The organism is Armatimonadota bacterium (assembly GCA_013314775.1).
Taxonomy (GTDB): domain Bacteria; phylum Armatimonadota; class Zipacnadia; order Zipacnadales; family JABUFB01; genus JABUFB01.
The window spans coordinates 40,767-65,287 of the sequence record JABUFB010000003.1; the positions used below are offsets into that span (position 1 = coordinate 40,767).

Below are 24,521 nucleotides of genomic sequence, written 5' to 3' on the forward strand. Positions count from 1 at the left end.
TCCCCAGGTTGTGATCTCCGACGAAGTGGCGCATGGGCGGCCCTGTGGCTGGCCCTTGCGCTCCTGTGTATCTGGTGCTCGGCCGGTGCCGACGTGGCACAGCAAGAGCCCACAAAGGACGAGGGCTTGGCCGCAACGCCAGAAGAGACCCAGCCCGCGTCCACGGAGCAAGTCGAAGCGCCACCGGCTGCGCCCTTGCCCGGGCAGGAAACGGCGCCGGCACAGGGCACCCCGCTCCCTGGCCTGGAGACCGTCCCACCGACTGCGGGCCAGGCGCCGCCGATCCCGCTGGGTGGAGACCCTTTCTCCGGCCAGACGCCTGCGGCTGTCCAGCTTCCCTTCACCGGGCCTGATGGTGCGCCGCCCGGAGCCCCGCCCGCAGCGCCAAAGAAGAGGAAGCCGAAGTCGGGCATTGCTCGGTTCCTGGAGCAGAACGATCTCTTCCAGGGAGTTACCATCACCGGGCAGAACACTCTTACCTTGCAGCAGAATGATGTCGAGGGTTCGGAAACCACCTACAAGAGCCAACGCTGGGACACCGACGACGTTGTGCGCCGCAGCAGCCTGCATCTGGAAGGGCCTATCTGGAAGGAACTGGTTTTCGAGGCCGATATCTCCGACAGCGGCTGGGGGCAGCGCTACTCCCGATGGGTTGCGGGGTATGTCGGGCATGATTCGGCCCTGCTGTACGGCGACCTCGACCTGCAGCTTGGGGGGAACGAGTTCGTTGCCTTCCGCAAGTCCACAAAGGGCTGGCAGTTCGACCAGAAGCTCCCGGGCAACGGTTTCGCGCGGGGCTTCTACACCCGCGAGAAAGGCCTCGTGCGCAATCAGACCTTCGTGGGAAACGACACCGCCGGCCCGTACTTCCTCACATACACCCCGGTCATTGAGGGCAGCGAGGTCATCAAGGTCAATGAGGAGTTCCTGGAGTTCGGGACAGACTACCGTCTGGACTACGACACCGGGCAACTCTACTTCGAGCCCGTGGATGGCCAGCCGAGGATCATCACCGCCGCCGATACCGTGTCCGTGAGCTACCAGTCCCTTGGCTACAATAACCAGGGGCCGGGACAGCTGTACGGCTTCCGGGCCGAAGTGCCGCTCCTGAAGGACCGGATGCTGGTGGGTGTTACTACTCTCCAGCAGGACCGCCAGGGCGATTCATCGGTGCATGACACCGTGGGCTACCAGGAGGACGTCTACAACGGCTCGGGCAGCACCGGACCCTTCGACACCAACTACCGGCCGATCATCGTGGACGGCACGAGTGTGGTCTACAAGGGCGAGCGGCAGATCATCGACAAGGCCCTGACGGTTCTCGTGGACAGCGTCGAACAACTTGAGGGTGTTGATTATGACGCCTTCCGCACCATTGGGCGCGTGATCTTCCGGCGCGCAGTGCCGCCGACTTCGCTGGTAATCATCAAGTACTTCTACGACATCGACACAGGCGCCAAAGCCACAGGTGACCAGCAGCTCTGGGGCGTTGACCTGGCGTACACGATCAACGACAACCTGAACTGGTCGCTGGACTGGGCGAAGAGCTCGGGTGTCTCCGAAGATCAGAACGGCAATGCGCTGTCGACCATGCTGTCGTATAACACCAGGGGCGGCGACGTCCGTCTCGTGGGTGAGTACCGGTCGGTGGATCCCACCTTCGCGTATATTGATACGGTGGGTTTCCGGCGGCGCGAAAAAGGAATCAATTTCGGGGCCGAGTGGGATGTGAATGAGCACATCTCTATCGCCAATCGCTACTCCAAGCTGGACAGCGACAGTGGCCTGTCTTTCGGCTACAGCGGCTACTCGGGCGGCTATAACTTCAATACCTACCCCACCGCGAACACCAGCCAGACTACCAGCACTTCACTCTCGGTGGCCACGGAGCGCAATGATCTCAACGTGCGTCTGGATTATGAGGGCTGGCCCACCTTCAGCTACCAGCGCAGTTCCATGTCCAACAGTGGCGCGACGACCGGCGACAGCGACTACACCACGGACAGCATCAACCTGTCCTACAGCCCGCAGGGAAAGAAGTACTCCATCCAGTCGCGTCTGAGCACCACGAAGCAGCGGAGTTTCCGCCCGGCATCCGGCGCGACCGCTGAGTCGACCCTCACCGGAAGCGACTCCGACCAGTTCCAGACCTCGGTGAGCTACAACCCTTCCGACAAGCTCTCCTTCTCGGCCAGCTACTCGGAGAACTCGTCTTCCGCGGTGGAGACAGTCAACAACTCCACCTCGGACAACGTCCAACTCACGGCGCGCTGGAACCCCACCAGCAAGCTGAGCGTGGACCTCACACATTCCGAATCCACAAGCTCCGGGCGGGTCACCAGCGGCTACTACGGCTCTACTTTCAGCGCCGCGACCACCACTCAGATTGACAACCCCGGCGGCGGCGGGGGCGGCGGCGACGACGATGATGACGACGACGAGGAGACGGAGCGCCCCGGGATCACAGATCGCAACGACCGTCTGAACATTTCCTGGCGCCCCACGGAGCGTCTCTCACTGGACCTGGCTTTCGGCATGCGCGACTACAGCAGCACCGGTTCCCAGGGCTACCTCGCCGACAGCACCCAGGATTTCTGGAATTTCGGGGCGATGTGGCAGGTCTCGGAGGCGCTATCCCTGAACCTGGCCCTGAGTAAGGACGACCTGCAGTTCTTGGAGGAGGACCGCGGCGCGGTGCTCAACAAGAGCTACGTCCTTTCTGCCAGCTATCGTCCGCCGGGCACCAATTGGAGTGCGGGTCTTACCCTGAACATCCAGGACGGCAGCAGCCCGACGTACGTGGGCTATGGCCGTCTGCAGCGGTATCGGATGGTCTCGACGAAGCTCACGGACATCAGCGGACAGCTGTCCTACCAGCTTAGCGACGACCTGTCGCTGGTGGCATCGGGCAGCATTTCGGACTACGCTGGCGGGTATTCGGACTTCAAGAAGCATACAGGCGAGGTAGGCCTACGCTACCGCTTGAGCAACACCACCGGCGTGGACTTCGGCTACCGGTTCATCAAACACATCTCCCGCACAACTGAAGACGACCTGATCTACGGCACGAGCGGCAGCGGGCAGAACTACATCGCGAACACTTTCTTGCTCAACCTGAACACCAGTTTCCGCGGCGGCGTGGGAAGCAGCGGTCCGGGCAGGTCCGTGGGTGGCCGCGCAGGCGTTGGTTACTCCGGAGGGCCGGGAACCTTTGGCGGCTACAGCCCGAGCCTGTACACGGGCAGTTCAACAGGCTACACGGGATACAGCCCTGTGGGAGCGGGATATGGTTCCATGGGCGCCGGTGCATTCAGCGGGTTCGGTACCGGCACCACGAACCGCTACGGCACGGGCTATGGACCGAGCACCTTCGACACCCTGGGCCAGACCCGCACCCGCCAAACGATGACCGACCTCTTCGGCACCACGCCCTTCGGAACGGGTGGGTACACCGCACCACCCACTTCGGGGAAGTCCATCAAGAAGGGCATCGGTGAGTTCCGCGATACCGGCACAGGCGTCGATGCATTCGATCAGGCCTTCAGTCCCGAGATTGGCAGACCCGAAGCCGGACCGGGCCGCCCGTTGCCCGGTGGCGTGCTGCCCGGCGCGACCCTGGACGAGGACTGGTGGCTGCTTGAGGACAACATGGCCTACTGGTAGTCTCTTCGCCTCCGGAAGGAGGCTCACATGAAAGCTCAGGACCCTATGACTGCACGCCTCATCAGTGGAATAAGCCTTTGCTTCTTGGCGGCTTGCGTGGCCGTCCCGTGTCTTGCCGGGCCGTTCCGTAACATCGTGAACGAGCCCTTCGCGACCCGCTGCAACGGGCCTCAGGGCGCGATCGTGATTCCCGACGACCGCGTGGGCACGGCTTCGGTCTCGGCTGCGAGTCTGGCGGAGCAGGCAAAGCTCCGGCATGCTGCGGCCACGATTCGCCGTCTGCAGCAAATTGGCAAGGTGAATCCCCGCGCGCGAGTGGCCTTCCCGCGCCTCGCAGTTCACACCCGCAATGACCAACTGGTGCTGCCCGACCTCGTGCGTACCGCCGCCGTGGGGGATCTCGGTGATCCCGGGAACCAGCTGACTTTCGAGTTCGAGGGCTGGACGGACAGCGACCGGGCCGTGTTGCAGGCGTACATTGCCAATGCCTACCCCAAGGCCCGGCTGATCTACGGGCCGCCGGCGTTCAACATCACCGTCAAGGTCATCCGCGACGACACCATTACCGAACTGCAGGGCGGCATCTACGACGCCACCACCAATGAGATCCGGATGCCTGCTCTCACCGGGAACGTGCCCGAGGACACCTTCATCTTCATGCTTCTGGTGCTCCGGGCGTTCCACGATGACGTGGCCATCTTCTACGATGCCTGGGAGGAAGGCTTCGTGGGCGCGGCGGCCACGGCAGTGCAGGTGCAGCCAGGCGTGGCGCCAGACTTCGACCCCAAAGACCCCGGCCCATTCTATGCGCTGTCGGTCTATGAGGCCGAAAACCACCCTGAGCTCGGCAACTCCACCTTCTACCCGCAAGGGGATTTCGGCGGGATGTTCGTCTGGCGGGTGGCCATGGCAAGGGCCGCCTGGCTGAAGTGCTGGATCGAGGACAACAACTTCTTTGCGAACTTCAACGCCCAGTACTATGCGCGTTACAGCCAGCAGCTTCAGGGCGACGTGCTCGGACTGCGATCGGTGGCGGCTTCAGTGCTGCCGTCCGTGGAAGGCCTGCCTTTCCAGGAGTGGTACCAACGCCAGTATGTGCTGGACACCAGCGTGCGTGCCGGGTTGAAGGAGTACACCTGGAACATCCCGCTGGAGAGTGCAGTGGTGCTCATTGTCGAGCATTACCTGACCGACGAGTCGGGCAATGAGTTCGTCCGTTCCGGCCAGGCCCGGACCATCTACTGGAGCTACGACTTCAGCGTCAGCCTTTACGCCGAAGAGGGCAACCTCATCGACATTCCCGCCGGTGGCGAAACCCCTGGCGAGGGCTTCCTCATCCCCACGTTCTTCAACATCGGCGGCGCTCAGCGCATCACTGTACAACTGGACCTCAACGGCCTGCGTAGCTTCTATCCTTTCCCGTATCTCGTGCGTGGCTTCGAGGTGGGGGAGAACAACCTTTACGGCGGCATTCTCAATGCCACCACGGGCCAGATAGACGTGGAAGGCGGCAACGGTATCGCGGGTCTCTCGGTGAAACGGGGCATCTGGGGGGCGACGATCACCACAGCAGGCCTGTCGCCGCTGAAACTCAAGGTCACCTTCACCAACAGCAGCGGCCAGCCCATCACGCGCAGCGTGAACGTGGGCTGGGACAGCTACATGGTTCTGCTGGACGGCGGCAAGCAGACCACACTGCAGTTCACCTTCCCCAGGGGGCTGACGGGGCTTCATCTGATGAGCTTGCCGGTGACGCCGGTGAACGGCAGCGCACCTCAGGTTCTCGGCATATCGGCCGCAGACCTTCTTCTCGCGCGCTGGGATCCCGCCGCGCCGCCCTTAGGCGAGTACCGGGTCTGGCCCAACGTGGAACCCTTGGGCCATGGGCGGGGATACTGGCTCAAGGTCCTGCAGGACACGGCGGTCTCAATAACGGGCGTGGTGCCCGACGAAACGCAGCGCATCACCGTGCCCATCGAACTTGGTTGGAACATGTTCGGGACGCCGCGATTGAACACGATGCCGATTGACCAACTCAAAGTCCAGGTGGGCACGGACGCCCCGGTGCTCCTTGCGGAGGCGGTCACCAAACGCTACGTCCAGACGGGCATCATCAAGTACTCTCAGTCTGCCGGGTACGAGACAACCGACGAGCTCGTGCCTTTCAACGGCTACTGGATCCGTTGCCTTGTGCCCGCCGGGGCGCAACTGGCCTTCGAACCCGTGCAAACCGCGGCTGCTTCAGCCTCCACCACGAAGGTGCTCCCGAGCCCTGACTGGCGCCTGCCGATCCAGATTCAAGCCGGCTCTTTCTGCTCCTCTGCGGCGTACCTGGGCGGGGCGGCAGGAGCATCGGCGTCTTTCGAGCCCGAGTATGACATAGCCGCGCCGCCTGCGGTCGGCCCCACGGTGAGCGCGCGGTTCGTGTCGGGCGCATCTGACTCCGCGGTGTACCTGGCGGATGTTCGCGGCCTGGAGCCGGCCGGCGAAACCTGGCAGTTGCGAGTTGAGAGCAACATTCCCGACGAACCTGTCCGTGTCTCGTGGCCGGACCTGAGCGCCCTGCCGGCAAGCGCGAAGCCGGTACTGGTGGATCCGCAGACCGGAACCCGCCTGTACATGCGCACCACTCCGGGGTATACGCTGACTGCAGATGCCACCGGGGTCAGCCGCACGCTGCAGGTGGAAATGCCCGCCGACAACACTGGTGCGCTGGTGATCTCCGCCATGAGCGCCCAGTCTGCGGGGTCTGCCGTGAACCTGGCATACACCCTTTCCCAGCCGGCTTCGGTTGAGGCCCGGGTGCTGAACATCGCGGGCCGCCCAGTACGCAATTTGTTCCAGGACCGCGTGCAGCCTGCGGGAGTCAACACCGTGGCGTGGAATCTCACCAACGGGGACGGGCTCAAGGTTCCTTCCGGGCTCTACCTGTTCGAGGTTCGGGCGCGGACCGACACCGGCCAGTCCGTGCGCGCTGTGCGCAGCCTGCGCGTTGACCGCCGTTGAGCCGGATGGGAACCCGCCGGCAAACGCAGCCGAGAAAGAAGTTCACATCACCTTGAACATGCGACCGAACACATATCTCCTGCTCGCTCTCTGCGCGGCTCCCGTCCTTCTGGCGGGTTGCGGCGGGCTTCCTGCGAGCACCGAACCCACCGGCGCCATCGTGGTCTTCGCGGCCTTCGAGGGCCCGGAGGATGATGCGCCCACGATCCGGTCTATCGCGCAGGTCGTCATCGGCGGCGTCCGCGGGCAGTTCGACGGCCCCTCTGAGCGCGAACTGATCCTGCGCAATATCCCCTTCGGTGACGAAGACCCGCCGAAGCAGCCGATGACTGTCACCGCACCGGGATACAAGACCGTGTCCCAGCAGCTCGAATTGCGCAAGGACATCGCCACTTTTGTCGATCTCACCATGGAAGCGGTGGATACCACCCTCACGGGGACCGTGCAGGCCACGGTGAAAGGCTCAGACGGGGCGCCGCTCGTGAACGCCCTCGTGACCTTCATCCCGGCGGGCGGCGGAGATGATGACACCGTCTCGGGCTTTACGGACTCCGCGGGTGTGGTGGCAGTGGGCGGCATACCCATCGGTCCGGTCACGGTGGAAGCCGTGGCTGCCGGGTATTTGCCCGAAACCATCGACATTACCGTTCAGCCCGATGCAGGTGGCACAAACTCGCCGCTGACTTTCACGCTCCTGAGTGGCGATACGAAGGTGACGGTGCGCGGCCTTGTCTCGGACCTGCGCCTGCAGACGCCAATCGCGGGGGTCACCGTGGCAATCGCTGACCTGCCCCCCGTGCAGACCGGCGCCGACGGCCGCTTCACCGTGCCGGACGTGCCTGTCGGGAAAAAGCCTATCAAGGCCACGTTGTCGGGATACGACGATTACGAGGATGAGATCAATGTCCTGCCGGGGATGGGTACCGTGCAGGTGCTTATGTCCCGAGCTTCGGGCGAGCCACCGGGCGTGCCGCACACCATCGCCGGGACCGTGACGCTTCTGGGTGCGCCGGACAATGCGGGCGCGGTTGTGGTGGCCTTCAACATCAACCGCGGCTCCGAGATGGCCCGCTATACCACGGGCGCCGACGGCCGCTACTACCTGTTCGTTCCGGCGGGTAGGTACGAACTGCGGGTGACCTTCGGATCGCGCACCATCACCCGCACGGTGGACTACGAGGGCGAGGGCCGGGTGCTGGACGGCATCGACTTCACCCTCAGCGCGTCACCGTAAAGCGCGCGCCAGTGGATAGAGAGAGGGCAGGCCCCGCGTGGGCCTGCCCGCTTCGAGTGTTTCACTTCCCCGCGCGGTCGCTACTCCAGCGACAGGCCTTTGGCCATGGCGCGGATAATATCCTTGCGCGAGATAATCCCCACAATCTTCCCGCCATCCACAATGGGCACGCGGTTGATGCCCTTGTCATGCATGGCCTTGGCGATGTCGATCACTTTGTCCTCGGGCCCGAAAGTGACCACTTTCCGGGTCATCACGTCCTTAACCTCAAGCCCGCGCCATTCCGCGTCCTGCTCGATGAGATGCTGGGGCGTGATCCACAGGCCGTAGAGCGCGGTCTTCATCATGGGCGGTTGCTGCCGTTCGAGGAGCAGCAGGTCGCGTTCCGTGACGATTCCCACAAGCTCTTCCCTGCCGTTGACAACCGGCAGTCCGCTGATGTCGTTGTCGGCCATTATCTCCACGGCGTGCTGTGCGCGGTCGGTCTCCTCGATTGCCAGCACCGGCGTGGTCATGATTTCCTTTGCTTTCATAGTCATCAGTCTCCCCGTTGAGTATCGCGCGTCCGCCGGCATACTGCCCTGGTGATCCAAGTCGGGCTACCCCTTCGCTTCGTCTGCGTCCTCACCCTTCTTGCCCTTCGGCTTCTCATCCGTCTTCTCCTCAGGCTTGTCGCCCTTGCTGCCGCGCTGAGGAAGCTTCACGGTCTTGTCGAGCACATTGCCGGCCCCATCACGGGCGCGGACGATGATCTCCGTGACACTGTCCGGCAGCTTTCCGGTGTCCACGAGGAAGCGTTCGTAGGTCCAGTCGTACAAGCCGTCATCCAGCCATGCCCCGCGCCAGTTGTCCTCGTCATCCTTGCCTGCGGGGCGCCAGGCGATATTGGTAATCGTGGACAGCGCGTCCAGGGCGAACCCGGTCAAAGCGAACTCTCCGTCTTTCTGCTCCGCGGGACCGCTGATCAGCTCGATCTCCGGGACGGTGTTGTCGATGGTCACGTTCAAGATGTCCAGCGTGTGCTGAAGGTTCCCGGTGGGGTTAGCGCGGCGGTCGCTGACGGTGATGCGCAGGTCGTACATTCCATCTGCGAAGTCCTTGGTATTCCACTCATACTCGCTCTTGGTCACCCCATCCTTCACGGTCTTCCAGGCGTCTTCGCCGTGCTTGCGTGCCTCAATTCGCGCCTCAAGCTCGTCCTTGTCGGGGTCCTCCATCTTCCACTTGAGAGTGAACTTATCGCTGATCGCCGCGCCCTCTTTCGGCGTCGGGTCTTTGACTGTCGGCCGCTGATTCTCGGGCAGGTAACGGATGCGCAACCAGTCCAGCCAGGGCTCCTTCGTGTCCTCTCCTTTGGCCAGCGTCAATTTGTACTGTAGATAGCGGGCGTTCGGTGGGCCCGCAAGATCCTGGCCGGGCTTCTGCAGGGCGAAGCACCACGGGCTCCAGCCACCGTACTCGGGGTCGCTGGTGTTGCCTGAGCGCATTCGCAGTTCCATGCGCGTGCCCTCGGGGAGACAGGCGCGCCAGTCGGCGCGTCCCCAGCGCGCGATGCGCTTGGCGTCGAGAATGCCCGACTCCAGGCTGCCCTCGCAGGCCGCCTGCAGATCGGCGGTGTACAGCTGCACCGGGCTGGTGGTGGCCAGGAAGAGGCGACTGGCCCTCGCGGCCAGCGCCGTGCATGCATGGCCTTCATCTCGCCGCGTCAGGGAGTGGATATCGCGATCCACGATGCGCACCACGCGCCCATCGTCGTCCAGAGCGGCGTAAACCGTGCCGTTGACCGCGGCCAGGCTGATAACCCCGCCACTGTCGGCCTTGTACAGTTCGGTGATGTCGCCGTTCGCGCCCACTGAGATGACTTTGCCCGTGGGTGCGGTTGAAAAGACCACGGAGCCGTCTGCGGTCAACTCAATCCCGGTCACTTCATCCGTGCCTGAGTCATACAGGGCGGTCAGTTCCCGCTTCGCATCCAGCCGGTACAGTCCCCCTCGGTCGGCGGTGCCCACGTACAAGTCATCGCCTTTGAGCAGCAGCCTTGTGGCGTGCTCCTGGGGCAGTGTGGCGATGCGGCTGGTGTCGCCCTGCGCCGAGATGTGATACACTGCCGCGCCCGGGCCAACGGCCGCGTAGTAACCGTCGAAGCCGTCGCCCACCAGCGCCCAGACGTAATGGTCCTCAAGAGTGCAAAGGGTCTCGGTCTTGCCCTCGCGGATTGCCAGCACCTTGCCGCCGGGGAAGGTCGCTGCGATCACCGCGCCATCATTGGCCACGCACAGCGCTGATACACCAAACTCGCCGGTGTCGGCCAGAAGGCTCGTGTCACCATTCTCAAGCGAGTACACCCGACCGGGTTTGATCGTCCCCGCATAGCCTTTGTCCGTACCCGCTGCCAGGCACCAGACCAGCATCTCCTCGGGCTCGCCGGTCTTCTCCCAGTTGGGCGCGATCTCCACGCGGCCGTCGCTGCGCACGGCGAGGCCGTGAAGTTCGCCGGCGCTGAAATCTGTGGCGCTGGTCTGCTCCCAGACCGAGGGCTTGCGTCCCACGTCGCCTTTCTTCTTGTCCTTGGGCTGGTTGTCCTTTTTCTCGGGCTTCGCCGTGTCGCTGTCTTCATCCCCATCGTCGCCTTCATCCCCGTTGTCCTCGTCCGCCTCTTCCGCGCTTTCATCGTCCTCGTCGTCCAGCGCCTCATCGTCCTCTTCCTGGCCGCCATTGAGTTCCAGGTTCGGGGTTGCGGGGCTTGCTGCCCGACGGGCCGCACCTGCCCGTGGCTTCTCGAAGGCTGACGCGGCCCACCAAAGCGACGCGGGCACACCCTCCGGGGCCGGCGGGGGGGCAAGGGTTTCGTCCTCGTCCTCGGAATTGCCTACGCGGGGAGATGGCACCTTGCCCACTTTGCCCTCGCGGTCTTCGGTGGGGAGGGTCACTATGGCGCCTCCATACACCACCCAGGGCAGATCCAGTGTCTTCGACACTTCCGCACCCCCGGCGCCCAGGTCAGTACGCGGCGAATTCATCAGCGCAGACTTGAGCACTTCGGGGAGCCGAAACAGACGAGTGCCTTCGACCGAGATGTCTCGCGTGGGCAGTCCGGCTGCCACGAAAAGCTGGTCACCCCGTTCCAGCGTCTCGATCTGTTCGATTACGCTCTCCAGGCTATAGAAGGTGGGTGGTAGAATGCCCACTCGCGACCGCACCGCCATGGAGGAATCACCGCCGGACACGCCTATTCGGATGCGGCCTTTGGCCAGCGAGACCGGCATGTGCAGTTTGACGACCTTCTCGATGACGTTGCCATCGTCCGGACGCAGGCTCACGCGGACGGTGATGTCCTCTCCCGCCTTCGCCACCGGTTCGTCCACGGTGACTGATTCGATCGCCACCGTGTCGTCGGCATCCCACAGTTCGGCGCTGTATTCCAGCCCCGTCACGTCCTGGGGCCGGAACCGGTTCTCTGTAAGCATGGAAGAGGCCGCCATCAGGTCGCCGATGGCCGGCATCGACAGCATGCCGTCATGGTAGAAAATGTCCTCCCGGGTGATCTCGTGGCCTCGGTCGCCTTTCACCCGGAACCTCACCTTCAGCATGCCCTCACCCTGCGAGTTGTAGCTGTTGAAAATCGCCGTGAGGACGCTCGTTGCCATGAGTTCGGGAGTCATCACGCGCTGGCGCATGATCTCAATGTGATACGTATCCGTGACCTGCCGATTCCTGTCGGTGATCGTGATAGTTGCCGGGACTTTGGGCGCGATGGGCCCGAGCTTACCGCCGATAGCCCAGTTGCGATCCTGGGTGATAGTGCCCACGTCCTGCATGATGGACATCATCTTGTCTGTCCGCGAATAACGGGGCACGAAGTCGTGGACCCACGAGGTGGTCAGGGGGAACGCCACCTTGCCGAACTCCATGTACGGGTGGCCGAAGCCGAGGATCAGGTCTCCATCCACGTAGGTGACGGTGCCGCCGGTGCTGATGTCAATATCGCCGGACACAAGGGTTGAGCCCAGTGCCGCGCCGGGCTCGATCTTCACAGGGACCGCATACCGGCTCTTCCCCGGGCCGGGGATGGCCTCCATGCCATAGGGCTTCAGCACACCGTTCAGGTGCTCCAGCGCCTTCGGGGGCAAGCCCGCACAGTAGACCGGAGCCGTCACTGGCGCGAGGACCATGGTGTGGGCATCTGCGAAAGCCTCACCATCGTGGCCCGGCGGCGCGATCTGCACTCCCGTGATCTCCCGCCCTGCTGCCTGGAAGGGCTCCCGGACCCGGGCGTATTCCGGCTCACGCCCCGGCGCAAGCTGCCCCACCTTCACCTCCGCCGGCTTATCCAAGGCGGCCAGCATGGAGTTGATGGTGGTAATGCCGCAGATTGGCTCACGCACCCACTGCCAGCCGTAGGCGATGGCGCCCACCAGCTTGCCGTTGATGTACACCGGGCTCCCGCTCATGCCGCCGATGATCCCGGATTCGCGCTCCACCACCGGGCCGTCCAGCACCTTCGCGATCACGAGGTCCATCCCTGAGTTTGAGTTCTCCAGGACACTGAGAATCTCCAGATTGAATTCAGAGATGGTGGTTCCCGCGAAGACCGTCTTGCCGACGGCCCTCATACCCCGCTCCACCTCGCTGCTGAGCATCATAGTGTCGCGGTTGAAGTGGGGGCTCAGCTGTTCCGCCGCCAGTGCGGGCATAGTCACACAGACGGCCAGCAGGCCAATGAGGGTCCACAAACGCATGGGCATGTCCTTTCATATCGCGTCTTCAGCGTGTCCGGCGATACGTCTTCCAATGCGTCTTCTGGGAAGGTTGTCGCGGAGCACTCTGAGAATAGGGCCGATAGGGAGCCGATCCAGGCGGCCCCGCTGCCAATCCGACGAAAAACCAAGGTACATAATACCCACTTCGGGGAGGAACGGCAAATGGTGGAGATCAAGGCCGCTTTCATCGGGGCCGGAGGCAATGCGCAGGGGCACATGCAGCGCTTTGCAGAGGTCGAGGGAACCCGCATCGTCGCGGTCTGCGACATCAACGAGGCTCTGGCAAGCGAGGTGGGCGCCAGGTTCAACGCCCCCGCCTATAGCGATCATCACGCGATGCTCGATGAGATCGACGCCGACGCGGTCTACGTGAGCGTGCCGCCTTTCGCCCACACGGATGCAGAGATTCTCGCGGCGCAGAAGGGTTGCGCGGTGTTCGTAGAAAAGCCCGTCTGCCTGGACATGGACAAAGGTCTCGAGATACTCGAGGCCATCGAGTCCAATCATGTGCTGTCCTGCGTGGGATTTCAGTTGCGTCTGCTGGACCCGGTGAACCGGGCGAAGAAGTGGCTGTCGGACCGCACCATTGCGATGGTCTCCTCCCACCGCTGGGGTGGGCTGCCCGGGACCCCGTGGTGGCGGGTCATGTCTCGCTCCGGTGGCCAGCTTGTGGAGCAGACTGTGCACCAGGTAGACGCAATTCGCTACGTCACCGGGGACGAGGTGGCGGAGGTATACGCCCAGTATGCCCTGCGCACTATGGGTGACGTGGAGAATCTGGACATCCCGGATTCCCAGGCGGTCTTGTTCAAGTTCAAGTCGGGCATGCTGGGCACTCTGAGCACCAGCCCGATGATGACCAAAGGCGGGGGGAAGAGCGACGTGGTGTTCCTCCTGCGCGACCAGATCCTGACCCTCGGCTTCGGTGGGAATTCTCTGGCGCCCGAGACCGACGAGTGGCTCTGCGCGCCGCCGGAACCCGCGCCGAACATCGATGAGGTGTTCGCGCAGGCAATCCGTGCCGGGGATCAGTCGCTGCTTCCGTGCTCCTATCGCGAGGGCCTGATGAGCACCGACGTGGTGCTTACGGCCAACCGCTCGGCGATTTCAGGCAAGCCTGAAAAGCCCGTGCTGGCCTAAGGCGCGAGCTTTCGTTTCCCCGGAAATGCGGCCGGATGGGGGCGGGGACAGCGTCGCGTGGGTGCGCCTCCCATCGATCCGCGTCGGCCGCCCGTCCCGGTCGGCAATCTCCGCGGCCTTCGCGTCCCTCAGGACGCCCGGCCGAAGGCCTCTAGACCCGGGTTTGAACCCGGGGCACCGACGACCAACGGCCTGTCGAGCGAGACGCTCGACCTAAGCGGATGGGTGGGATGCCCGCCCCACCAGGCGAAAGACGACGGCTGTCAGGCAGGGTTGCCTGTCCCACGAGCCATCTGCGGCGTTGCGCGGCGTCAACCCGCCCTCCTAGCCATACATCTTCAGCACTTTTTCCCGCACCCGCTCGAACCGGTTTTCGCCTCCTGCCACAATCCGCTCAACCGCCTCCAGCCGGGCCTCGTATTCGGTCTCGGTTGCCCCAAGTCGCTCGAACATTACCGATCGGCCCAGTCGCGCGATGGTGTCCGACGCCTCATCCCACTTGAAGGCCATCCGGTGCCCGCTCCCGGTGCTCTCGTGGAGTGTCGCCACTCGCCTGCGCGCGCCTCGCACATGCACGAAGAGCACGAGGTCCAGCATGTTGAAGTGGTCCAGCGGGGCCTGCAGCGGGGGAGAGGTGAGGATCTCCCGGGTCTCGTCCAGCGTGTCGGCGTGCAGGCAGGATGCGGCCCGATTGCCTCGAGGGATCAGCGCCAGGAACTCGGCCACTTGTCGCCCCCAGATGTATCCGTACCAGTGTCCGGGGCCGATCTCGTGGGCGAGATAGCAGTTGGGGCCATCGTCATCGACGATGTGGGGGTCTGTGACCGTGACGATCTCCTCGCCCGGGGGAAGCAGACACAGCAGATTCGCCAGGACCGTACTCTTCCCGGCTCCCCCGGGCCGGGCGGCGACGATGAAAGACGCCCCGTGGGCAATGGCGGTCCAGCAGTGTGCCACCAGCTCGGGGGTCATCGTCCCTGCGGCGATGAGGTCTACGAAGCTGAGGGTCCGGCCACCGCGCTGGTTGAGGCCCTCGATTTCGCGCAGGTTCTTTTCTTGAAGCGGGTTCATGTCTCACTCCCTGTGCTTACTGGTCTCGCCGGTCTTCCACGCCGGCTCTGGAAAGGGTAAACTGGGGCCACGATGCCCGAGACCATCAGAGCAATTCTCTTCGACCTGGACAACACCCTCTACGACGCCGAAGCCGGGCTGCAGGACGAGGGCGACCGCCGCATCACGCGCTGGATCATGGAGCAGCTTGGACTACCCCATGATGAAGCAGACGAACTGCGCCTGCGCACCTGGAAGCAGTACGGCACTACCGCCAGCGGGCTCCAGGCGGAATACGGGATAGACGCACGGGGCCTGTATGCGGCGACGATCAGCCAGATCGAACCCGCCGAGTACCTGGACCCGTGGCCCGAACTTGCAGCGATGCTTGCCGCCCTGCCGGTCTCGCGACATGTATTCACCAATGCAACCGAGGTCTATGCCTGGAAGGTTCTGGCGGCACTGAGCGTAAGTGATCTGTTCGAGAGAGTCTTCGGCATCGAGTACTGCGAGTACCTGTGTAAGCCGAACCGGGCATCCTACGAGCGCATTCTGGAGGACCTAGGGGTTCCCGCCTGTCAGGTCGCTTTCGTGGAAGATAACCCGGGCAACCTGACGCCCGCGCTTGACCTGGGAATGGTGACTGTGCTGGTGGGCCGGCGGCCGGGCGAGGCAGACCTGCGCATCGACTCGATCCTCCATCTCGGGCGGGCCCTCTCCGCCGCAGGCCTCACACCCTGAGCGCGCCCTCACGCGAACATCCCGCGGCCTGTCTGCGTCCAATAGGCTATCCCGCCGGTCCACCTGGAGGAAGCCCATGTATCGCATCTCCTTCGTTTTCGTGCAGATCGCAGCGGCGGTGACGCTGGCTTTCGCCGTGCCCTGTTCATGCATCGCCCAGCCTGCCCAGGGCCGACCCCGGCCTCAACAGGCGCAGGCACGGCCTCAGCCTCCTTCGGATGTCGAGGTTGTCCGCGACGTGACGTATCTCACCGTGGACGGCCGCGCTTTGCGGTTGAACATCGCGCGCCCGAAAACCCCGCCCGCCGATCCGATGCCGGTGATTGTCTTCATCCACGGGGGCGCCTGGCGCTCGGGGAACGCCGACCCATCTCGCAACTACCCTTTAGCCCAGAGGGGATATTTCACCGCCAGCATCGAGTACCGGCTGTCCCAGGAAGCGCTGTTCCCGGCTCAGATCCACGACTGCAAAGCGGCGATCCGCTGGATCCGCAAGTACGCGAGGGAACTCAACGTCGACCCCAATCGCATCGGCGTGTGGGGCTCGTCAGCAGGCGGGCACCTGGTGGCCTTGCTGGGAACGTCGATTGGTGTGCAGGCGCTGGAGGGCCCGGGGAACGAGGGCTTCAGCAGCGCGGTTCAGTGTGTGGTGGACATGTTCGGCCCATCCGACCTCCCGGCCCTCCTGGGCAAGCCCAGCAATATCGACCGTACCCGCCCCGACTGCCCGGAAGCTCAGCTCATCGGCGGGCTCATCGCCGACAACCTGGAGAAGGCCCGCGCAGCCAGCCCAGTGACGTACGTGGACGGCAATGAGCCGCCGTTCCTGATTCTGCACGGCACCGAGGACCCCACGGTTCCCTTCAACCAGTCCGAGATACTGGACGAGGCTCTGCGGAAAGTGGGTGCGGATGTGACCTTCGTTCCCGTCAAAGGCGCGGGGCATGGGTTCTTCGGCCCGACCATCCAACCGGGCACCGCCGAGATCGACAAGATGATCGCGGAGTTCTTCGACCGCCACTTGTCCAGGCGGTAGCGGCGGAAGCTCTGACGGGTCGGGCCAGGTCGCGACCGGCGAAACACACACCCTGGTGGGGTGTCAAAACCGGGGAGACAAAGCACTCGCGGTTCATGCCGCGAAACCATGGCACGGAGGTTGGAGCTTGATGCGCAGCATAGTCGTCGTAGCCCTGAGCCTGCTGTCGATCCTGGCGCTCCCGGAGATGGGATTGTGTGAAGACTACGTGATCCTCGCGAATAAGGTCGCGGCAAAGATCACTTCCCCCGGGCCCTTCAACAGCATTTTCGAGCGAGTGTCGTATATCGACAAGCAGGTGTCGCAGGCCATTTCGGTGGAGGATGTTGGTCGCCCGAAGATGTACGTGGTAGGCGGCCCGGAACCGGCAATTTACATCGGAAAGACCCTGCTAACCAAGGTGTACCCCTCGGACGTGGCCGGCCGGGGCATGAGCCAGATGGACCTGGCGAGGGCGTGGAAGGCCAACTTCGAGCGGCTCTTCCCCCTGGCCGAGCCCTGCATCCGCATGGGCAAAGGCAAGCCCGTCGCCACCGGGCCGGTCACCAACTACACGCCACCGGCAAAGCCGAAGGTTGTTGAGATCCCGACTCGGGATTGGGCGATGGTCGCCGTCGTGCTGGATCACCTGCTTCTCACGCGCGCCTGCAGTGACGAACTTTTCGACAAGGAACTGCCCAATCTCGTCGCCACGCTCTACGATGACATTCTGCAGGGCGTTGTGAACCAGGCGCAGGGCAAAGTTGTTTCCGTGCCCCCCCACGCGCCCGGCAATTGCCCGGAAGGTGGACAGTGCCCCGGTTGCCGCAAGGCCAAGCAGGAGGCTATCGCCCGGCCTATCGTGGACCCGGCGGGCGTGGCCATCGTCCCTGTGACGAAGCTGGAAGACATCCCGTCAACTGCCAGGCGCCGCATTGAATCGGGTTTGAAGCTGATGCACAGTGTGGATGACGCCCGCTATAAAGCCGACCGCGTCATGGTTGCCCGGACCGTGTTCGATGTGACGCGCAAGGCCATCGGCGAGTCTCCGGCGCAGCCTGTGGCCGCGTCAGCCTGCCCCGCGCCGGCCCCGACAGCGCCTCCCGCTGACAACTGAAGTCCGTCACTGACCCTGCTCAAGACAAAGACCGGGCGGAGATGTCCGCCCGGTCTTTTCACTGCAACATTATCCGTGGGAGCCTACGGGCCGCCTTCGATGATCCTGTCCGCGATAAGGTCGGCATTCACCTCGAAGGTTCCGTCCGCGATCTTCTGTCTCAACTCTGCGACCTTGTCCTCGCGCACATCAGGGGTGGCCGCAAGCGCTTTTTGAGCGACGCAGAAGTCCCGCGCGATTTGGCTCAGACTCGCCTCATCGGCCCCTGCGGCAACCGGCCCCACACTTGGCCCCGCTCCAGTCGGGCCTTCGGTAGGGCGAACCGATACCTTCCCCGCAGCAACACCGCCACCCGCAGCCACCATGCTCGTCTCAATCTTCATCAGATCGCCTTGCACCTCCAGTCAGCCCCCGCGGGCCTCTCTAACTCCTCTATCGGCCCGCCCTCTGCGCGCCTTTAGCGATCCCGCCGCCTGTCTGCAGGCCGGATGCACCAGATGGTGTAACAAATCAGGGGCGCACGGAATCGACTATCTTCTGCCGCTCCTGGGACGAGAGCCGCCCTACGAGCAGGAACGAGTAGTCGCCGGCTTCCCAGTAGGTTGTTTCCGGCATGGGACCAGGTCGCACCTTGAGGCGCTGTGACTGAAAGATTGAGAAGCTGTCCACACCGTTGAGATAGCGAAGCCACAGGGCGCTGCGCCCACCGCGCACGGTGATGCCCACGTCACTTCGGTGGAATGTGTATCCAGGCGGCACGTAACCGGGGAGCACCGCCTTGAAACCGATGCGCTTCTCGGCTTCTGCCAGAGACATGCGTTCTGCCGCGGGGATCTTCCACACCTTGACGCCCTTGGGGGGGATGAAGGAGAACGCCCCGGGCGGTGTTGATGGCGAATAGTCGATGCTGGTCACAGTCCAGCGGGTGGTGAGACGCCCGGCGGAGTCGTAGCGTTCCCAGCGCAACTCAACGTGGGTCTTCTCATCGATCCAGACCTGCTTGCGCGTGACCTTGTCGCCCTGGGGGCGGATGCTGACCACATCGCAAGGCCGGCCTGCGACTGTCGCGATGCCCAGGTAGGTCACGTGCAGGCTGTCGCTTACGAGGTCAAGTTGCTCAAGCTTCACCCTCTGGACTTCGGACGGCGGGCGCAGTTTGCGCTGGTGCACCAGCCGAGCCCGCGGGTGGAACTCCCACTCTGTCGTCCCATCACTGATGATCAGGCGGCCCACAAGGTAGGGGGGCGCGATGACCTCGGTACGGTGTCTGTTGGCGTCGTCCTTCAGGATTCGCTGGACGACCGTCTGGCCGGGTGCTCCGCCCTCCCTGGAGACGATCTCCACCCGCGCCTCGTAGCGCACCTTTCCATCTGCCTTGATCGCTTGCCGGAGAAGGTCAAGGGGGTTCTCCGCGCAGGCCGGCGCGGCGCAGAGCACGCCAAACGCAGTAAGCCCAGCAGCGAGAAGAACCGCGGAGAGTTGACTGATGAACCGGGACTGCACATTCACTGGGGATTTCATGACTAAAGGGGCCGGGTCTTGCCGGTCCCGGCCCAGAACGCCTCCTGGGGCATCAATAGCTGACAAGACGCATGCCCTCGTCCTCGGGTACCGGCTGGACGCTGTCGCTGGTCTGATGGCGCCGCACGAGCTCCTGAACGAACTCAGCATCGCCCTGGATCGCGCTGCCGCCTTCAGCAACGGTCACTGTTTCATGAGCCGGTGTTCCTGAATTGCTGCGCTCGTACATGACCAGCATCCCCGCAGACGCAAGCATGAGAACCAGGGCAGCCACGGAGACCGCCTGGCGCAGCGGGATCACGGGATCGGGCGCGCGCAGGGCGCCGAACAGTCTCTCAAACCACCCCGAGTGGGCGGGAACACTCTCGCGCTCCACGCGCTTCATTACCATGGAAGCGAAATCATCCGGGGCGGCCTCCTGGCCCACCGACCCTAGAAGCCCCTGGACAGCCTCCATCTCGCGCACATACTCGGCGCAATCAGCGCACTTGAGCGTGTGGGCAGCCAGTAGCTCCGCCTCTGCCGCGGTGCGCTCCTGCTTCCGAGTTGTGGCGGCCAGATACCTGCATTCTGCACACTTCATGTTTCTCATCCCCGAACGGCGGTCACGGCGAATCACAGGAGCTGACGCTCCTCGAGAAGCTCTTTCAGCTGGTTGCGTGCATTGAACAGACGGCTTTTCACGGTACCAAGCGGACAGCCCAGGATATCTGCGATCTCCTGGTAGCTCATGCCCTGCAAATCATACATCACCAGTACGGGCCTGAGTTTGGGCGAGATCCGGGCCACAGCTTCGAGTACTTCGCGGCGCACATCCGCGCTCTCGGCAAGTTCCGCGGGCCCGCGGCGCTCATCAGGCAGCTGTCTGCCGATTTCGCCGTCATCCGTGTCCACAGGCGCGTCTAGGGAGATATTGCCGTCATCCCGGCGCTGCCTGCGGCGAACTGAATCGATAACCAGATTGCTCGCGATACGGTAGAGCCATGTCTGGAAACTGGATGCCCCACGGAAATTACCCAGGGACTGATATGCCCGCACGAAGGTGTCTTGAGCGATGTCCGCGGCCTCATCCGGGTCGTGGCACATGCGTAAGACGTAAGTATAGATGCGGTCCTTGTAAAGGTCGACCAGGCTCGCGAACGCCTTCGAATCGCCCTGCCGTGCTCTCTCGACGAGTGCAGCGGTCTGGTAAGCCTGGTTTTCGGCCGTGTTCGTCATCGTAGACGCTGCCTGGAGTCGAAGGTTCAGTCAGCCGCAACTACTATGGGGGATAGCATTTTCATTCGTTTCAGATGGATCCGGGTACCCCTGCGCAGGCCCCCTTGTCGGCCGCGCATCTGCGTTCCAGCAGCTAGAACGCCAACTGCCCACCATTGCCGACGTCAGAGCCGCCGGACTCGTCAGACGGGTCCGGGCCGGGCTCAGCGGACACACGTTCCTTGCGCCCCAGGTAAATCTGGCGCTGGTATGAGCGGTGGTACTCGGACCACTCCGCCTCTGACGACGCGCCGGCCTGAATAACCTGTTTGAAGCCCTGCACCCGGGCATCCATGTTATCCGCATAATGCAGGGCACAAGCCTCCATGGTGGCCGGGGTTATGGGTGCGCCCCATTCCCGCTCCCCGTGGTGGCTCAGGACCATATGCGCCAGCAGGTTCGCCAGGTGTGGGTCGAATCCTTCGATGCCCCGGATGCGCTCCTGGATCATCCGGTCGCTGAGCACCGTGTGCCCGATGAACTTGCCGACGTCAGTGTAGTCTGCAACGGTGACTCCCGCAAGCTCCTCCAGCTTCCCGATGTCATGCAACAGTCCGCCGGCGATGAGCAGGTCCCTGTCCATTTCCGGGTGAATCTCGGCCGCCGCGAGCAGTAAGTGAACCACCGACAGCGTGTGCTCAAGCAGCCCGCCTGCATAAGAGTGGTGCAGCGATCTTGCGCCGAAGGCCGTGGCCATCTGCTCCCGGAAGTTCGGCTCCCGAAAGAAAGCGTCCAGCAGCGCCCGCAGGTGCGGGTTTGCCACGCGGTCAATGGTATCATCCAGCCAGCGCTCAAGATCATCCCGCGACCGGCCCGCGGTGGGCACAAGGTCTGCCACGTCATATTCATCGATCCCGGCCGGCCTCACCTGAGAGGCGATGAGCTGCAGTTGCCCCTGGTATTCCTGCACCGCGCCCTTGACCACCACCACATCTCCGGGTTCGAAGGTTTCGGCCATTTCCTCAGCGTTGTCCCAGACCCGCGCGGTGATCTCCCCCGTGCGGTCGCTGAGTACGAGGTTCAGGAACTTTCCCGGCTTGCTGCGGAATGCCACGAGGCTCTTTTCCCTCACCGCGAAAGCCGAATGGACCCGGGCGTTCTCCACCAGGTCCTCGACGAACTGCTTCTCAAGCATGGCGCTCACCTGTGCTTGTCGGAAAGATTACCCTGACCATCAGCGCGCCTGCCGGCCCTGGCGCCGATCTGGCTCCCGTCCGGCTCGAGCCTTATGCATCCGAACTCGACCCGCGGGGCTTTGGCCCCGGCTTCGGAGCAGCGTATGAGGGCCTGGTTCTGGCGGAAATCAAAGGTGTGAAGCAGCCCCAGCGCGATGCCTCTTCCATCGGCATCACTGAACCCCACCAATAGCCCCCGGAGTTCCTCGGCGCACTCGGGCGATCCTGCGAATAGCTCCGGCGCGGGTGCATTGACAAAGTCCCGCTCCGCCGCGCGGATCCAGTGGAGTTCCGTACCAACCAGCCACGTCGCGAAAGCCTCCTGCCGCCATTGGCAGCGGGCGGCCACGGTCTTGCAGCGCACCGCAGCCGGGACAGGGAGCGGGTGGACGGTCACCTGTGGGTCCTCGCGGAACCCGTCGAGGATCGGGGCGAGTATGTCGGTCGGCCCCAGTGTAACAATGTGCAGGGGGCGCAGGTGGCGGATCTTCGAGGTCTTGATCGCCACGCCCACCTCTCCTGTGACATACCCGGTGGTGTCCACCACCGTCCAGGCGACTTTGCGCACCGTGGCATCGCGGCAGGCGGTGAGGGTAGCTCGGACCACGCTCGCAGGCCGCCTGTTCGGCGACACGGCTCCCACGAAGTAGAACGCGCAGCCCCGGTCCCCGAGCACATGCATCCCCACGGTTGCCGGGGGGCCGATGCGCGACTGCCCCACGTCGGAGTCCACGACGGCGACGCCACCAGCCTGCCCTGCACGCGGCGCGCGCCGGTGGAGTTCCCGCGCCAGCCACCACGCGAGAGTGCTCTTGCCGGTATCTCCGGGCCCGAGGACCATGATTCGCCCGGTGTCGGGCAACTCTTCCAGGAGCGCCGACCACTCACCCGGCACAACCTCCGGCGGGTCCGCGGGAACAGGCGGGATGGGCAAGATTTCGGTCACACACTCCCTGTGAGGTCAGCGGGTGGGAACCAGCGGCTAAGGCAGTCCTTCAGCTTTGCGAAGGATCGGTCTCTGCACTCCTTGAGGCCGGTTTTCTCTGCAAGCTTACCGTACAATGCTGCTGAGGCCGGGCGTTGAGCCCTCTTGAGGGTTTCTTGGAAAGCCTCTTTGGGTCGGCATGGCTTGCCATCCTGGCCCTGTTTGAAGCCGCCCAGCACACCCCGCAGGGCCTCCGCAGAGAGGCCAAGCTCCTGCTGAATATGCGAGACTCCCGCCCAGAGCCACGCCTCTAACTCCGGGTCAATCGCGACAACGGCGACGCGATCACCCCAGATGGGACCTAACCGGGTCTCAAGTTCCTGCTCCAGTTCTTCAGCAGTGCGGCTCTCCTGCCCGCAGCCTTCCCGATCGAAGACGATCAGTCCGTGCTGTGCCCTCTTCTGATATTCGCACAGGAAGTCGGGACCCTTTGTTCGGGCCTGCGGGTCGTTGCCGGGACAACGGATTATCTCAAACGTGATCGCCCGCATCGGAACAGACTTGTGGCGTTGTGACAGAATAGTGCGGATCGCGCTCTCGGCGTGGCTGTCGGCCACAACGACCAGGAGGTCCAGGAAGTCCTGTTCGCTCATCCGAGAACACCCGCCGCATACAGATCAGCAAGCGATATGCTGCGACTCCAGTCTCGCAATGCCGGGTGCTGGTCGCCCGGTAAAACCGCGGTTGACCCGTCTGGGTTGCGGTCGAAGCAAAGCAAGTGCTCCGGCTTCGACAGACCCACGACAAGCGGCGAATGGGTCGCCGCAAAGACCTGTCCTTGGTACACGGATGAGAGGGAATCCATGACAGCTTCCAGCGCGCGCGGATGAATGCCGTTTTCGGGCTCCTCGATGATGTAGATCGTGTCCGAGCCCTGCAGGTAAGCGATGAGTGTCATCGCAAGAAAGCGCAGCGTGCCATCGGAAAGCAGCCACGAAGGCACTGGCGGACCGCCCTCAAACACCGCACTCAGGTAGAGGTGTCGGTCGTGCGCCTGCTCCTCTATCCGGAGCTCCTTGAGCCCGCCCAGTACCCCGGCAACATGCTCCTGCCACCACCTGAACCGGTCCGGCGCGTTGTCCCTCAGACGCGCCGCGACAATGGGCAGATTCCCGCCATCCGCCTGGAGTTCTCGGGGCGCATCAGGCCGGCAGGGCTTGCGCATCTCAGTGCTATTGAGCTGCAGGAACCGCACTCGGTCGCGCAAGATGTCGCGGAGCCAGAGGAGGACGGCGAATCTGTCCGGGTCCTCCGGTGTGCCGGCAAGCGCCAAGTGGGTCGCGGTTGGCTTGTAAGGCCATTTAGCGTTGCTTTTTCCCGCTGCCTGGAAATGGCTGGTGCCGCTTCCACCTCGCCTCAGCAACTGATAGGCGGCTTCGGGCGCCGGCCTGTCCACTATCGGTAGACGCGTCGGGTCCAAGCCGCTGACGGGCAGCTGTGTTCGTCGCTCAAAGCCATCGGCGACTTCCGCGGGGACTCCGAAGACCCGCTCCTCCTCAGCCTGTGTCGCCCCATCGGCTCCGACACCCATGCGTACCCGGTACGTCACCGATTCCCACGGGGATTCCCCACTCCATGCTATCCGCAGGTGATCGGGTAATCGCGCCTCGACAGCCAAATCGAACCAGTCCTGCGATTGCTGCCAGACCAGTTCGCGCACGGTGCGGGCGCGGCTGCGGATTGCCGCGTCGATGTCCCCATTTCGCTGGAGCGCATCTGACAGCAGCCCAAGCACATCGAGAAAGGTGCTCTTGCCGGTGGCGTTGGGGCCCACCAATATGTTGAAGGGTCCGACGCGCACGTCCACGTCGGACAGGCACTTGTAGCCCCAGGCCGCCAATCGTGTGATCATCGCGC

Annotated in this window: 18 protein-coding genes; 7 read left to right on the forward strand and 11 right to left on the reverse strand. The window is 63.7% G+C overall.

Going from position 1 to position 24,521, the window contains the following annotated elements; translation table 11 throughout:
• Positions 1-126 precede the first annotated feature (126 nt).
• Genes HPY44_03005 through HPY44_03015 form a run of 3 tightly spaced genes read left to right on the forward strand, consistent with a single transcriptional unit; the run spans position 127 to position 7,903 of the window.
• Complete coding sequence (locus HPY44_03005; GenBank protein NSW54958.1) at positions 127-3,663, forward strand: hypothetical protein; 3,537 nt, start codon at positions 127-129, stop codon at positions 3,661-3,663.
• Positions 3,664-3,690: 27 nt separating this feature from the next.
• Positions 3,691-6,669: a hypothetical protein gene (locus tag HPY44_03010; protein NSW54959.1), complete on the forward strand. Its 2,979-nt coding sequence runs from the start codon at positions 3,691-3,693 to the stop codon at positions 6,667-6,669.
• 52 nt (positions 6,670-6,721) lie between these two features.
• Positions 6,722-7,903, forward strand: coding sequence for a carboxypeptidase regulatory-like domain-containing protein (locus HPY44_03015; protein ID NSW54960.1), 1,182 nt, complete (start codon positions 6,722-6,724; stop codon positions 7,901-7,903).
• A gap of 80 nt (positions 7,904-7,983) precedes the next feature.
• Here HPY44_03015 and HPY44_03020 read toward each other — a convergent pair whose 3' ends face one another.
• Together HPY44_03020 and HPY44_03025 are read right to left on the reverse strand one after the other, a co-directional pair.
• Positions 7,984-8,436, reverse strand: coding sequence for a CBS domain-containing protein (locus HPY44_03020; GenBank protein ID NSW54961.1), 453 nt, complete (start codon positions 8,434-8,436; stop codon positions 7,984-7,986).
• Positions 8,437-8,502: 66 nt separating this feature from the next.
• Positions 8,503-12,642, reverse strand: coding sequence for a hypothetical protein (locus HPY44_03025; protein NSW54962.1), 4,140 nt, complete (start codon positions 12,640-12,642; stop codon positions 8,503-8,505).
• Between the two features lie 183 nt (positions 12,643-12,825).
• Here HPY44_03025 and HPY44_03030 point away from each other — a divergent pair, with 183 nt between their 5' ends.
• The gene (locus HPY44_03030) at positions 12,826-13,803 is read left to right on the forward strand and encodes a Gfo/Idh/MocA family oxidoreductase (GenBank protein ID NSW54963.1); all 978 of its coding nucleotides are present in this window, start codon (positions 12,826-12,828) and stop codon (positions 13,801-13,803) included.
• Positions 13,804-14,127: 324 nt separating this feature from the next.
• On the opposite strand, the gene HPY44_03035 is transcribed toward HPY44_03030, so the two are convergent.
• Complete coding sequence (locus tag HPY44_03035; protein ID NSW54964.1) at positions 14,128-14,874, reverse strand: hypothetical protein; 747 nt, start codon at positions 14,872-14,874, stop codon at positions 14,128-14,130.
• Positions 14,875-14,946: 72 nt separating this feature from the next.
• Here HPY44_03035 and HPY44_03040 point away from each other — a divergent pair, with 72 nt between their 5' ends.
• From HPY44_03040 to HPY44_03050, 3 genes are all read left to right on the forward strand, one after another.
• On the forward strand, positions 14,947-15,594 hold the full coding sequence (locus HPY44_03040) for a pyrimidine 5'-nucleotidase (GenBank protein ID NSW54965.1): 648 nt from the start codon (positions 14,947-14,949) through the stop codon (positions 15,592-15,594).
• A gap of 76 nt (positions 15,595-15,670) precedes the next feature.
• Complete coding sequence (locus HPY44_03045; protein NSW54966.1) at positions 15,671-16,630, forward strand: alpha/beta hydrolase; 960 nt, start codon at positions 15,671-15,673, stop codon at positions 16,628-16,630.
• 130 nt (positions 16,631-16,760) lie between these two features.
• Complete coding sequence (locus HPY44_03050; protein ID NSW54967.1) at positions 16,761-17,726, forward strand: hypothetical protein; 966 nt, start codon at positions 16,761-16,763, stop codon at positions 17,724-17,726.
• Positions 17,727-17,809: 83 nt separating this feature from the next.
• On the opposite strand, the gene flgM is transcribed toward HPY44_03050, so the two are convergent.
• From flgM to HPY44_03090, 8 genes are all read right to left on the reverse strand, one after another.
• On the reverse strand, positions 17,810-18,109 hold the full coding sequence (gene flgM / locus HPY44_03055; GenBank protein ID NSW54968.1) for a flagellar biosynthesis anti-sigma factor FlgM: 300 nt from the start codon (positions 18,107-18,109) through the stop codon (positions 17,810-17,812).
• A gap of 127 nt (positions 18,110-18,236) precedes the next feature.
• Positions 18,237-19,247, reverse strand: a complete 1,011-nt coding sequence (locus tag HPY44_03060) for a hypothetical protein (protein NSW54969.1) — start codon at positions 19,245-19,247, stop codon at positions 18,237-18,239.
• A 52-nt stretch (positions 19,248-19,299) separates the two neighbouring features.
• Positions 19,300-19,830 carry a hypothetical protein gene (locus HPY44_03065; protein NSW54970.1) on the reverse strand — a complete coding sequence of 177 codons (531 nt, stop codon included), beginning with the start codon at positions 19,828-19,830 and terminating at the stop codon, positions 19,300-19,302.
• A gap of 32 nt (positions 19,831-19,862) precedes the next feature.
• Positions 19,863-20,465: a sigma-70 family RNA polymerase sigma factor gene (locus tag HPY44_03070; GenBank protein NSW54971.1), complete on the reverse strand. Its 603-nt coding sequence runs from the start codon at positions 20,463-20,465 to the stop codon at positions 19,863-19,865.
• A gap of 133 nt (positions 20,466-20,598) precedes the next feature.
• Positions 20,599-21,639 carry an HD domain-containing protein gene (locus HPY44_03075; protein ID NSW54972.1) on the reverse strand — a complete coding sequence of 347 codons (1,041 nt, stop codon included), beginning with the start codon at positions 21,637-21,639 and terminating at the stop codon, positions 20,599-20,601.
• A 5-nt stretch (positions 21,640-21,644) separates the two neighbouring features.
• Positions 21,645-22,625: a hypothetical protein gene (locus HPY44_03080; GenBank protein ID NSW54973.1), complete on the reverse strand. Its 981-nt coding sequence runs from the start codon at positions 22,623-22,625 to the stop codon at positions 21,645-21,647.
• Positions 22,622-23,257, reverse strand: coding sequence for a hypothetical protein (locus tag HPY44_03085; GenBank protein ID NSW54974.1), 636 nt, complete (start codon positions 23,255-23,257; stop codon positions 22,622-22,624). Before HPY44_03085 ends, HPY44_03080 begins: the two co-directional genes overlap by 4 nt.
• Complete coding sequence (locus tag HPY44_03090) at positions 23,254-24,516, reverse strand: ATP-binding protein (protein NSW54975.1); 1,263 nt, start codon at positions 24,514-24,516, stop codon at positions 23,254-23,256. Before HPY44_03090 ends, HPY44_03085 begins: the two co-directional genes overlap by 4 nt.
• Positions 24,517-24,521 lie beyond the last annotated feature (5 nt).